Raw genomic sequence first — 12,573 nt, 5'->3', positions numbered from 1 at the left:
ATCAACATGCCTGTCTCTTCTACCGACTACCCCGGAGACGACGAACTCGTCACCCGGGAAACGCCTGTACAACGTCGCAGGCTACGCGCCGCCTGGCTGTTTCTGACGCCGATGCTGGTGTGCCTGGTGCTGGTGGCGGCCTGGCCATTGCTGCGCACATTCTGGTTCAGCCTGACCGACGCCGATCTGTCGGATACCGGCAGTGGCTCATTCGTGGGCCTGAGCAATTATCTGCTCTACGACGGCGTCATCTGGTCTGGCGTGCTGGTCGATCCGCAATGGTGGAACGCGGTGCGTAACACCCTGCATTTCACCGTGGTGTCGGTCGGGCTGGAAATGGTCCTCGGACTGATGGTGGCGTTGCTGTTGAACGTCAAGTTCACCGGCCGCGCGCTGGTGCGTGCGTTGATTCTGATCCCTTGGGCGATTCCGACCATCGTCTCGGCGAAGATCTGGTCGTGGATGCTCAATGACCAGTTCGGCATTATCAACCACATGATGCTGAGCCTGGGCCTGATTGACGCGCCACTGGCCTGGACGGCAGATGCGGATCTGTCGATGTGGGCAGTAATCATCGTCGATGTCTGGAAGACCGTGCCCTTTGTCACCCTGCTGATGCTCGCGGCACTGCAGATGCTGCCAAGCGATTGCTACGAAGCCGCCAGGGTCGATGGCATTCATCCGGTGCGGGTGTTCTGGCGTGTCACATTGCCGTTGCTGATGCCCGCGTTGTTGGTCGCCGCAATCTTTCGCATCCTCGACTCGTTGCGGGTCTTCGACGTCATCTACGTCCTGACCTCCAACTCTTCGAGCACCATGAGCATGTCGGTCTATGCCCGCCAGCACCTGGTGGAGTTCCAGGACGTCGGGTACGGCAGCGCCGCCTCCACCCTGCTGTTTCTGGTCGTGGCCGTGATTGCCATGCTTTATCTGTACCTCGGACGTCGCCAGCTGGAGGTGCGCTCATGAACCTGCGCCCGCTGAAGAAAGCGCTGCTGCGCCTGGCCTTCTGGGGCCTGGTCGGGGTCGTGCTGCTGTACGCGATCTTCCCTTTCTATTACGCCGTCCTGACCTCGCTGAAACCGTCCAGCGCCTTGTTTGAAGTGAGCTACTGGATCACCGAAGCCGACTTCTCCAATTACGCAGCGGTCCTCAGCCAGGCTTCATTCCTGCAGGCCATCGCCAACTCGCTGGTGGTTGCGCTGAGTGTGGTGATGCTGGCGCTGTTCCTCGGCCTGACGGCGTCCTATGCCTTGGGCAGGGTCAAGTTCCGAGGCCGCGGCACGGTACTGATGATGGTGCTCGGGGTCTCCATGTTTCCTCAGGTCGCGGTGCTGTCGGGGCTGTTTGAAGTGATCCGCGCACTGGGTCTGTACAACACCTCATGGGCGCTGATCCTGAGCTACACGATTTTCACCCTGCCCTTCACCGTCTGGGTGCTGACCACGTTCATGGGGCAACTGCCGCATGAACTGGAAGAAGCGGCAATCATGGATGGCGCATCGCCCTGGGTCACGCTGACCCGCGTGTTGTTGCCGTTGCTGTGGCCCGCCCTGGTCACGACCGGCCTGCTGGCGTTCATTGCCGCGTGGAACGAATTCCTGTTTGCCCTGACCTTCACCCTGACAGACGCGCAACGAACGGTCCCGGTCGCCATCGCCCTGATCTCGGGTGGCAGCTCCCACGAACTGCCCTGGGGCCTGTTGATGGCGGCGTCGGTGCTGGTGACCGTGCCACTGGTGATTCTGGTGCTGATCTTCCAGCGCCGCATCGTTTCCGGCCTCACTGCCGGCGCGTTGAAAGGTTGATGCACACAACTGACAAGGAACAGCATCGTGATGAAATTGAAGCTAGCCAACATCAACAAGCAATTGGGCGGCACGCGTATTCTGCGCGACGTCAGCCTGGAGATCGCTGCCGGTGAGTTCGTTGTGTTCGTCGGCCCGTCGGGCTGCGGAAAGTCGACGCTGCTGCGCTTGATCGCCGGCCTGGATTCGATCTGTGCTGGCGACCTGCTGATCGACGGACGACGGGTCAATGACCTGGAACCACGCGAGCGTGGTGTCGGTATGGTCTTTCAGTCCTACGCCCTGTACCCGCACATGAGCGTCTACGACAACATCAGTTTCGGCCTCAAGCTGGCCAAGACGGAAAAAAGCAGCCTGCGCGAACGCGTGCTGAAAACCGCGCAGATCCTGCAACTGGACAAACTGCTGCAGCGCAAGCCCAGGGAACTGTCCGGCGGGCAGCGCCAGCGTGTGGCCATGGGCCGAGCCATGGCGCGGGAACCGGACATCCTGTTGTTCGATGAACCGCTTTCCAACCTGGATGCCTCGTTGCGGGTTCAGATGCGCAACGAAATCGCCCGCCTCCACAAGCGTCTGGGCTCGACGATGATCTACGTCACCCACGATCAGGTAGAGGCGATGACCCTGGCGGACAAGATTGTCGTACTCAACGGCGGTCAGGTCGAACAGGTCGGCTCACCACGCGAACTCTACGAGCGTCCTGCCAGCCTCTTCGTCGCCGGTTTTCTGGGCTCGCCAAGAATGAATTTTCTGCCCGTGAGCTTGCAGGCACCGGGTCGCAGCAGCCTGATCGATATCCCGGCACTGGGCATGAAATCCCTGCCCTTCGACAGCTCGAATCTGACCGAGGATGCGCAACTGGCCTTGGGTGTGCGCCCGGAGCACATCACCCTCAATGCTGCGAACAACGGCGTTGGCGTCACGGTATCCGGTGTCGAATACCTGGGCAGCGAGGTCTATGTGCACCTGGCTACCGGGGCGAGCGAGCCCTTGATTTGTCGCTGCGATGCCAAGGCTGGCTGGCAGGTGGGTGACCAGGTCGCGCTGCAATTCGACGACAGCAACCTGCACCTGTTCGACGCCGATGGCCTGGCCCTGAAGCGCCACACAGACGCCAGTCAACACCTGACACCCGGCACCACACCGCACCTCGTACAAGCAGGCACCCTATGAGTTTTTCCGTGAATGCCATGAGCAACCCGATGTCCCCCGCCCTCGAACGCGCGCACCATGCGCTGGAAGAGGGCCTGTCGCAGCTCATCCACGATTATCGGCCCGGTTACCACCTGGCCCCGCCGGCAGGCTGGATGAATGACCCCAACGGGGTGGTGTTCTTTCGTGGCGAATATCATGTGTTCTATCAACACCACCCGTTCGACGCGAAATGGGGCCCGATGTACTGGGGCCATGCAAAGAGTGCCGATCTGGTCCATTGGCAACACCTGCCCATTGCCCTGGCACCCGGTGATGACTTCGATCGGGACGGTTGTTTTTCCGGCAGTGCAGTGGTGTGTGGCGACACCCTGGCGCTGATCTACACCGGGCACACATGGCTGGGTGACGTGGGCGACGAGCGTTTTATCCGTCAGGTGCAGTGCCTGGCCACCAGCACCGATGGCATCAGTTTCGTCAAACACGGGGCCGTTATCGACACCCCGCCGCAAGACGGGATGATTCATTTCCGTGACCCGAAGGTCTGGCGACAGGACGGCCACTGGTACCTGATTGCCGGCGCACGCCTGGGCGACAAACCGCTGCTGCCGCTCTATCGATCCAAGGACCTGCACGCGTGGGAATTCGTCAGCTATGTGTCCTCAGGCGAGGAAGGCGACGGCTATATGTGGGAATGCCCGGACCTGTTCGGCCTCAATGAACGCGACGTACTGCTTTACTCCCCCCAGGGCATGCCGGCACAGCGCTACGAGCGACTGAACAGGTTCCACACCGGCTATCGAGTGGGCCAGGTCGACAGTCAATGGCAGTTCACCGGCGGGCCTTTTATCGAGCTGGACAGCGGCCACGACTTCTATGCGGCGCAGACGCTGGTGGCGGCAGATGGCAGACGTCTGCTGTGGGCGTGGATCGACATGTGGGAAAGCCCGACACCCACCGAGGCGCATCACTGGCGCGGCATGCTCGGCCTGCCGCGAGAACTTGAAGTGCGCGCCGATCGCCTTTGCGTGCAGCCCGCACGCGAACTGACAGCGCTGCGCAACGCAGCCTTGCCAGGCACTGCCTGGTGGAGCGACGCGGGTTGCCAGTGGCTGACCGACATACACGGCGACATGCTGGAAATCCACGTGCAGCTGGACCTGCTCGACTGCATCGAAGGGCACTTGGGCGTGGCATTGCGTTGCAGTCAGGATGGCCAGGAGCAGACTCTGCTTTGCTACGATGCGTCGCTAAAACGTTTGATCCTCGACCGTACTCAGTCGGGCACCCACGTCAGCGGTCAGCGCAGCGTAGCGATAGATCCACAACAGAATCAGCTTGAACTGCGGATCTTCCTTGATCGCTCGTCCATTGAGGTGTTCGAGCAAAACGGCAGTTTCAGCTTCAGCAGCCGCCTTTATCCACAGACCGACAGCCTGGGGGTCAAGCTTGTTGCCAACGGCACAGGAGGCCGAGTCTGCATTGCCAACGCATGGCAGCTCTCCTCCGGATACCTGTAAGGTAAATCATTGAAGTCGCGAAAAAAATCAGCTCTCTGTAGCATGATAATCATCAGTCAACCCGACAGGCCCCGACCCGCATGACCTCAGTTAAAGACGTTGCAAAACTGGCCGGTGTGTCTCTGATGACGGTGTCTCGGGCGCTCAATGATCCGGGAAAGCTGAGCCCGGAGACTTATCAGCGAGTGCGCAACGCGATCGATGAGCTTCAATTCGTACCCAGCCTGTCGGCTCGCCGGATACGCGGCGACAACCTGCAGACCCGGACCATCGGCGTATTCGCCCTGGACACCGCAACGACGCCTTTTGCGGTCGAGCTGCTGCTGTCCATCGAACAGACCGCGCAGCAGGCAGGCTGGAACGTATTTATCCTCAACCTGCTGAGTAACCCGCCCACCGACCAGAACATTGACCTGATGCTCTCACATCGCCCAGACGGGTTGATCTTCAGCGCCATGGGCTTGCGCAAAGTGAGTATCCCGCAGCGCTTGAAGAGCAAACCGCTGGTGCTCGCCAACTGCGTAGCCGATGACAGCAGCCTTGTCAGTTATGTGCCGGACGACGAAATGGGTCAGTACCGTGCCTTGCACCACGCGTTCAGCAAGGGCTATCGACGCCCGCTGTTCATCAACCTGCCAAAACAGAGCCTGGCCTGGGAAATCCGCCAGGCGGGTATGCAGCGTGCCTGCGAGGCATTCGGTCTGGCTCGCGACGAACTCTTGCAATACAACCTGTCCGAACACGACGCCTATTGGGAAACCGCCGCCATCCTCGCCCGGCATATGCTGGATGGCCGTCCACAGTTCGACATTCTGATCTGCGGCAATGACCGCATTGCCTTTTGTGCCTACCAGCTGCTGCTCGGCCAGGGCCTGAAAATCCCCGGCGATGTCGCCGTACTGGGTTATGACAACATGATCGGCATCGCCGAGCTTTTCATCCCTGCGCTGACCACGGTGCAACTGCCGTATTACGAGATCGGTCGCAACGCCGCCCGGCACTTGATCGACAGCATTGAAGTGTCGGGCTCCCAGCCTGTGGACTGCCCGCTGGTGGTCAGAGAATCGTTATGAAGCCTTGCGTGGGATAGCTCACGCATCGAGTCGTCACGCGGGACGAGCCCAATAAAAGCGTCGGCTCTTGAGTTCTGATTTTCAACTTCGAAACGCTGGCCATAGGGATGAGCAAGCTGGTGGCGAGGTTGTCGCTTTAAAGGTTGCCTATTGCTTCATGTCGGACCGTTGGGGATGCTATGGATAGTGATTCCATAGCATTCAGAGCAAACAACTGCTTACGTCCGGAATATCCGCAGGCTGCATCAGAGGAACGCACAACCGCCCCTCTGACCCGGGAGCTTGATACGTGTCAGTCCGCACTGCCGGTCAGCAGTGTTCTTGTCGCCGCCACAACATCTTCTTTGCGCATCAGGCTTTCGCCGACCAGAAAGGTAGTGATGCCGGACTTCTTGAGTCGCAGGCAATCATTATGGTTGCCGATACCACTTTCGCCGACCAGCAGTTTGCCTGCGGGCACCATGGATGCCAGTCGCTCGCTTGTGCCGAGGTCTACTTCGAAGGTATGCAGGTTGCGATTATTGACGCCGAGCAGCGGGGAAGACAGTTTCAGCGCACGCTCCATTTCATGTTCGTCATGCACTTCCACAAGGACGTCCATCCCCAGCGTCATGGCAGCACTTTCAAGTTCGGCAGCCAGGTCATCACTCAATGAAGCCATGATCAGCAATATGCAGTCCGCGCCCCAGGCACGTGCCTCATACACCTGATACGTATCAAACATGAAGTCTTTTCGTAACACAGGAAGGGCGCAAGCGTTTCGCGCGTCAATGAGAAACTGCGGCGAGCCCTGGAAGCTTGGCGTGTCGGTCAGAACGGATAAACAGGCAGCGCCACCGGTTTCATAAGCCTTCGCCAGTTCAGGAGGGTTGAAGTCTTCGCGAATCAGACCTTTTGATGGACTGGCTTTTTTTATTTCTGCAATCAAGCCTATCAGACCCTGCTGCTCTTTTGCTTTCAGTGCTTTATAAAAACCGCGTGGGCTGGACTGTTCGAGGGCACGCTGTTCGAGGCGGCTGAATGGCAAGTCAGCTTTCGCCGCCTCTATTTCCTGAAGTTTGTAATGTTTTATTTTGTTTAGAATATCACTCATGACAGTCACTCATATTAGCGGGCAGTTTATTACATTAATTCCTGTGTGCTTGACGCAAGAACGCTGATTCTTGCCCTCTAGCAAAAGTCAAACCAGACTACCTTCACTGACCGACAAATAATAATTAAATTTAATTTATCAATCTTTAAATATCATGCGCGTTAAATATATCATAATAGCTTATGATGTAAACCCAGAGCATATGCTCTTCGGTAACGCACCCTTTTATGTAAGCAAGGCGACCAAGATGGCAAAACAGCATCAACTTGCCATTGCCGCCTGGATATAGCGTGCTGTTTCAGAAATAAAGTCTCTGATAAAAGCATCTTTGCGTGCTCTTTGCGAGGTGACAGGTGTCTCAAGAACAGTTCATACAGATGCTCGATGAAAGCTACCGACATTGGACCGGCCACGGACTGCCGTCCCCTCGGCAACTGGACTCGCAACAACGCCTCACCTGGCTGCATACACAAGCTCCCTATAGCCTGTTGGCCCACGATGGCGCCGCGGACCCGCGCTTTACCTACGTGAACGAATGCGCGCTGCAATGCTTCAAGTACCCGCGCGACAGTTTCATCGGCATGCCCTCACGTTTCAGCGCCTCGGAGCTCGACCGTGCTCAGCGTCAGGTATTGCTGGAGCAAGTCACCGCCAATGGCATCGCTGAGGGCTACAGCGGCTGGCGAGTGGATGCGAATAATCAACTGTTCATGATCTACGCAGGTGTGGTGTGGACCTTATTGAATTCGCAGGGCCAGGCGTGCGGGCAAGCCGCGTTGTTCTGGCCGGATGAACAGCGTATCGGCGTTGTGGATTAAGGTTTTCCGGAATGGTTGTCTGCTCCTGCTCGAGCAGACAACCTGACCAACCACCTTGTCCAGAAGCATCGCCCTACGCTCCATCCTGCGGATTCGATGACGCAGAAGTCCCGCTTTCCAGTGCAGATTTATACCCTCGTCAAACGTCCAATAACCTCAAGCTGGTCGTTTCATTCATGGCTGCGCCCGTGCTCTGGAATCAACTGACCTTGTACACGCCTGAAGCACCGTGCCTCCAATCAAAGCGCTGTCTCGCACCGTTTATCCGGGTCGATTGCGCAGCTGTGGTCGAACTCTTGTTGAACTCCGGCCAGACTCGACCTTCCCCGAAAGTGCTTCTTTCCAGACTTTCCGGATGCGGGTAAAAAGACACCACGATATGCGATTTGCGCCTCAGGGCAGCCATCGGATACGGGCTTTTTAACAGCGCCAACCGATACATTGCGATCCACCCCAAACCCCGCCTCGGCGGGGTTTTTCATTGGGCGAAATACAAGGAGACCCGTGCAAATGTTGAAAGACTACCGATGCGGACAGTGCAAGAAGCTGCTGGCTCGCATGGGTGACTACACCGAACTCCAAATCAAGTGCTCCCGCTGCGGGACGCTGAATCATGTGAAGGCCGCGAGCCTTGAGTTATCGCCTTTGAGCGAAAGAGGTACAGCAGCGTCGCTGCTGCCTCCCAAAGCTATTTAAAGGTATCAATTATGTCCACTAGCAGCTCTGCTGTAAGCCAGCTCAAAAATAGTCCTCTAGCAGGTCACATCAACTACGCACCCACTGTCTGGTCCCGCGCCGATGCGCTGAAGGTCAATGAAAATGACCCGACCACCACGCAGCCACTGGTCAGTGCGGACTTCCCGGTCATGAGTGATACGGTATTCATCTGGGACACCATGCCGCTGCGCGAGCTGGATGGCACGGTGGTTTCGGTCAACGGCTGGTCGGTCATCCTGACCCTGACGGCTGACCGCCACCCCAATGATCCGCAATACCTCGACGCCAATGGCCGTTATGACATCAAGCGTGACTGGGAAGATCGTCATGGCCGCGCACGCATGTGCTACTGGTACTCGCGTACCGGCAAGGACTGGATCTTTGGTGGTCGTGTAATGGCCGAGGGGGTATCGCCCACCACACGAGAGTGGGCGGGCACACCCATACTGTTGAATGACAAAGGCGATATCGATCTTTATTACACCTGCGTCACGCCCGGCGCAGCGATCGCCAAAGTACGTGGTCGTATTGTGACGTCCGATCAGGGCGTGGAGTTGAAAGACTTTACCCAGGTCAAAAAGCTGTTCGAGGCCGACGGCACCTATTATCAAACCGAAGCGCAGAACTCGAGCTGGAACTTTCGCGACCCCAGCCCGTTCATTGACCCCCGTGACGGCAAGTTGTACATGGTGTTTGAAGGCAACGTCGCCGGTGAACGCGGCTCGCACACAGTAGGGAGTGTCGAGCTGGGTCCTGTGCCACCAGGTCATGAAGACGTGGGCGGGGCCAGATTCCAGGTAGGTTGTATCGGCCTGGCGGTCGCAAAAGATCTCACTGGTGAAGAGTGGGAAATACTTCCGCCCTTGGTGACAGCCGTCGGCGTGAACGATCAGACCGAGCGTCCGCACTATGTCTTTCAGGACGGCAAGTATTACTTGTTCACCATCAGTCACAAGTTTACGTATGCCGATGGTATTACAGGACCAGACGGTGTCTACGGTTTTGTCGGCGAACATTTGTTCGGCCCGTACCGGCCAATGAACGCTTCCGGCCTGGTGCTCGGCAATCCGCCCGAGCAGCCTTTCCAGACGTATTCCCACTGCGTCATGCCGAACGGCCTGGTGACTTCATTCATCGACAGCGTGCCCACCGAAGGTGAGGATTATCGTATCGGCGGCACCGAGGCGCCGACGGTGAGAATCCTGTTGAAGGGGGATCGCTCGTTCGTGCAGGAAGAATATGACTACGGTTACATTCCTGCGATGAAAGACGTGCAACTGAGCTGACACGCCGTCCACGTACGATGCCTGAGGAACGCCTGTGCAAGCAGGCGTTCTTCAGGCGTTCAGCCCGGCAACTCGCTCATCGCGATGATCTGCTCGGCCATGGTTACCTACAAGCGTCCTGGAAGGTGTCGTACTCGTTAATGAACAGGCATTTCAAAATGCCCATGCATGGACAGCGTATTTCGTTTCCTCAGAACCCTGCACACAGGAGAAACCGCAATGGTGACCGCGAACAAAAATCTCAAGGCGACCTGGGTCGCAACTGTTACGAATCTTGACTGGCCGTCAGTCTCATCTCTGGCCATCACTGATGAGGCTGCACGTGTCAGTACACAGAAAGAAGAGTTGACCAGCATTCTTGATGACATTGTGGCCATGAAAATGACTGCGGTTATATTCCAGGTTGTTCCCTGCGCAGATGCATTCTATGCATCAGACCTGCTTCCATGGTCGAAATACCTGACGGGGACGCTCGGAAAAAATCCCGGCTTCGACCCACTGGCTTATGCTGTTGAGCAGGCGCACGCTCGTCATATCGAGCTGCACGCATGGGTAAACCCGTACCGCGTATCAATGAACATCAGTGATGCCACAATAGAAGAGCTGAATAACTCATCCTCTGACTCGCCGGCCAGTGTGTTTAAACTGCATCCTGAATGGACAGGCACTTCAGCGAAACGCTTTGTTCTCGATCCCGGCATACCTGAAGTTCAGGCGTGGGTGAGTAGTATCGTTGAAGAGATTGTCACTCAATACGATGTGGATGCGATTCAGTTCGACGATTATTTTTATTATGAATCCGCCGATTCCCTGCTCAATGATGATGCGACCTACCAGACCTACAATACGACCTTTACCACAAAGGCCGACTGGCGACGGAATAACACTTATTCGCTGGTTGATGCATGCCATAAAAAAATAGCCGCCGTTAACACGGATGTCTTGCTTGGTATCAGCCCGGCAGGCGTCTGGCGGAATAAATCTGACGACCCGCTGGGGTCTGATACGCAGGCCGGTGCACCTAATTACGATTTCGCGTACGCAGACACCCGGAAATGGGTCATTGACGGCATCATTGATTATATCGCCCCGCAGGTCTACTGGCCGTTTGCCCGGGAGGTTGCCCGCTATGACGTCATCACCCAGTGGTGGGCGGATACCGTCAGGGGTACCGGCACAGCGCTATATATTGGTATGGCTCTGTATAAAGTGGGAACGGCATCAGCAGCCGAGCCAGACTGGACTGTTGAGGGGGGCGTGCCTGAAATGACTCGTCAGCTTGACCTGAATGATTCTCTGGCTGAGGTGTCCGGGTGCATGTTTTTTCGACATATGTTTCTGCGGGCTTCGCAGACACAGCAGGTGGTTGATTACCTGAAGCGTCGCTGGGCCGACGTCTAATTTTTTGTTGGGCTTCTGCGCAATGGGGAAGCCCCTGTAATAAGCGGGCTTTTTTAAAATGGATTTCGCCCGCTCAATACAGGCAATATTGGCTCAACCGTTCGTTGAAATCATGCTCAAGTTTCCGTTTCTGAGAGATGCGCAACGGATGTCATGGTGAATTTTCCGGGCGGCTGGATATAGACGTAGCTCCACGACTAGACGCTCCATGAAGATTATTTATTTTTCCACGTGGTAGACACCGGATTCGTGACGGTATTTTTTTCCTGGGTATAGGTGCCGTTCTGCTGGGCAAGGGCCTCGCCGGTATCAACAATAGCGTTCTGGATGAATATGTTTTGCTTGTCTCCACGAACGAACGTTAACTGATGAAAGGCCGTTTTATTCCCCCAGTCGCTAGAAGGCAGAGAAATGAAACGCACAGTGAAAGTTTCCTCATCTACATTGCCCTCTATGGAGTAAACGCCATAGTGGTTTTCACCCTGCGAAATCAGTTTGTAGGTGCCGTTATCGTAATAATAAATTTCGGCATCGGGGAACGGTTTTTTGTCGTACATTTTACGGTAATGCAGCACTTGCTTAATGGTGGGCTGACCGAAGCTAACCGTCAGTTCTTTACCATCCACCGAGGTGGTCAGTCCCTCGGCGTGAGCACCGTTCATGAGCATTAGCAGACTTGTGGTTACCGTTGTGATTAATTTCACTTCACTTTTCCTCGTCTGGTTCTATGGATGACGTTGCGTCAACGTACTGAGACTGTTACCTACGTTGGCAATGTTACAATTTTCGGGTATGTACTGCATACCATTTATGAACTAGTCAGCCTGCGGCTGCCAATTGCCCATCGCGTAGCATCAGGAAACCGCGTGGTCCATCAGAGCTACCATAGAGCTGCGCTTTAATATGACAATTGCAATACATCATAAAGCCCACCTATCCTCATTGCTCACTTCGCTGAGAATGAATGTATGCGACATATACGCCCCGAAATGCTGGAACTGGCCGGATGGGTCGGCAGGTCAGGCTAATCAACTGCGTTAGAGCTTTGTAGACATACTCAATCTGCCATTATCGGCCGATGTATAGCGCTGCCGAAGGACACCTTTTCTATTGGACTCAAAGCGACTGCTCTTGAGTCCTGATCTTCAACCCTGATACAGCTGGGCGAAAATGGTCGGGGTAACCTGAAGGGTAAACAGCGGCAGACTGTGCCGGTGATATTCAGCCAGGCAGAACAAGAGGAGAGCAATCAAATCACGCGCAGCGACCAGCACCGATTCGCAAGACCGGGCGCACGGCGTCAACCCTTGGCTGAAGACACCGTCGACCAGCAGCTGTGGCAGATGCTCATGGACAATCGCGCTTTGGCCAGCGATCCCATTGATCCAGAGGCGGAGGCGTCGAGCAAAAAGGCTCTTGCCGAAACTATCTACGTGTTAACAAAATTGAACAAAGCGACAAAAATAGGTGCCTGGCCGCGGAACCTCAAAAAAAGACTGTCGTTCTTTATAACAACCAAGGAGGCTGACTTTGCCAGCCTTCATCGTCATCCGGTTTAGCGATCACCTATTAGCCGGCGTGGAGCCTTGATCAGGAGGGTTGTCGCGACGGCACTCTGACCTTGCCCCTGAAAAACGTATCCCTTGCCAGGTGCCTCAATAGCCGCAAGGATACGACATGACTAAGCCCAAGACAGATCGCGTTA

Annotated in this window: 11 protein-coding genes and 1 pseudogene; 10 read left to right on the top strand and 2 right to left on the bottom strand. The window is 56.1% G+C overall.

Annotated elements, in window-relative coordinates:
- Nucleotides 1-6: 6 nt before the first annotated feature.
- The 5 genes from KBY08_RS24390 (at nt 7) to KBY08_RS24370 (ending at nt 5,553) form a co-directional block, all read left to right on the top strand.
- On the top strand, nt 7-969 hold the full coding sequence (locus KBY08_RS24390; RefSeq protein ID WP_024659753.1) for a carbohydrate ABC transporter permease: 963 nt from the start codon (nt 7-9) through the stop codon (nt 967-969).
- Entirely contained in the window at nt 966-1,808 is an 843-nt protein-coding gene (locus tag KBY08_RS24385) for a carbohydrate ABC transporter permease (RefSeq protein ID WP_003403358.1), read from the top strand. The genes KBY08_RS24390 and KBY08_RS24385 overlap by 4 nt, the downstream gene beginning before the upstream one ends.
- A gap of 27 nt (nt 1,809-1,835) precedes the next feature.
- A complete protein-coding gene (locus KBY08_RS24380) occupies nt 1,836-2,981 on the top strand; it encodes an ABC transporter ATP-binding protein (RefSeq protein WP_275086861.1) in 1,146 nt (381 codons plus the stop codon).
- Nucleotides 2,978-4,480, top strand: a complete 1,503-nt coding sequence (locus KBY08_RS24375; RefSeq protein ID WP_225651289.1) for a glycoside hydrolase family 32 protein — start codon at nt 2,978-2,980, stop codon at nt 4,478-4,480. The genes KBY08_RS24380 and KBY08_RS24375 overlap by 4 nt, the downstream gene beginning before the upstream one ends.
- Before the next feature lie 80 nt (nt 4,481-4,560).
- Nucleotides 4,561-5,553: a LacI family DNA-binding transcriptional regulator gene (locus KBY08_RS24370; RefSeq protein ID WP_011266608.1), complete on the top strand. Its 993-nt coding sequence runs from the start codon at nt 4,561-4,563 to the stop codon at nt 5,551-5,553.
- Between the two features lie 292 nt (nt 5,554-5,845).
- Here the strand turns inward: KBY08_RS24370 and trpC are convergent, their stop codons facing one another.
- On the bottom strand, nt 5,846-6,646 hold the full coding sequence (gene trpC, locus KBY08_RS24365) for an indole-3-glycerol phosphate synthase TrpC (protein ID WP_003423144.1): 801 nt from the start codon (nt 6,644-6,646) through the stop codon (nt 5,846-5,848).
- A 377-nt stretch (nt 6,647-7,023) separates the two neighbouring features.
- On the opposite strand from trpC, the gene KBY08_RS24360 reads away from it, so the two are divergent.
- The 4 genes from KBY08_RS24360 (at nt 7,024) to KBY08_RS24345 (ending at nt 10,868) form a co-directional block, all read left to right on the top strand.
- Nucleotides 7,024-7,464, top strand: a complete 441-nt coding sequence (locus KBY08_RS24360) for an MEKHLA domain-containing protein (RefSeq protein WP_111522697.1) — start codon at nt 7,024-7,026, stop codon at nt 7,462-7,464.
- A gap of 510 nt (nt 7,465-7,974) precedes the next feature.
- Nucleotides 7,975-8,160, top strand: a complete 186-nt coding sequence (locus tag KBY08_RS24355; protein ID WP_003403367.1) for a Com family DNA-binding transcriptional regulator — start codon at nt 7,975-7,977, stop codon at nt 8,158-8,160.
- 11 nt (nt 8,161-8,171) lie between these two features.
- Nucleotides 8,172-9,467 carry a glycoside hydrolase family 68 protein gene (locus KBY08_RS24350; RefSeq protein WP_011266606.1) on the top strand — a complete coding sequence of 432 codons (1,296 nt, stop codon included), beginning with the start codon at nt 8,172-8,174 and terminating at the stop codon, nt 9,465-9,467.
- 219 nt (nt 9,468-9,686) lie between these two features.
- Nucleotides 9,687-10,868, top strand: coding sequence for a glycoside hydrolase family 10 protein (locus KBY08_RS24345; RefSeq protein WP_024660294.1), 1,182 nt, complete (start codon nt 9,687-9,689; stop codon nt 10,866-10,868).
- Between the two features lie 215 nt (nt 10,869-11,083).
- Here KBY08_RS24345 and KBY08_RS24340 read toward each other — a convergent pair whose 3' ends face one another.
- Nucleotides 11,084-11,536, bottom strand: coding sequence for a hypothetical protein (locus KBY08_RS24340; protein ID WP_003348905.1), 453 nt, complete (start codon nt 11,534-11,536; stop codon nt 11,084-11,086).
- A gap of 513 nt (nt 11,537-12,049) precedes the next feature.
- Between KBY08_RS24340 and KBY08_RS24335 the strand changes: the two are divergent.
- Nucleotides 12,050-12,427 (top strand): annotated as a pseudogene (locus tag KBY08_RS24335) (hypothetical protein); the annotation flags it as partial.
- Nucleotides 12,428-12,573 lie beyond the last annotated feature (146 nt).

The organism is Pseudomonas sp. P135 (assembly GCF_020312125.1).
In the GTDB taxonomy this organism is placed as follows: Bacteria; Pseudomonadota; Gammaproteobacteria; order Pseudomonadales; family Pseudomonadaceae; genus Aquipseudomonas; species Aquipseudomonas fragariae.
Note: the sequence above shows the minus strand (reverse complement) of the source record. Positions and strands in the feature narration are given on the sequence as shown.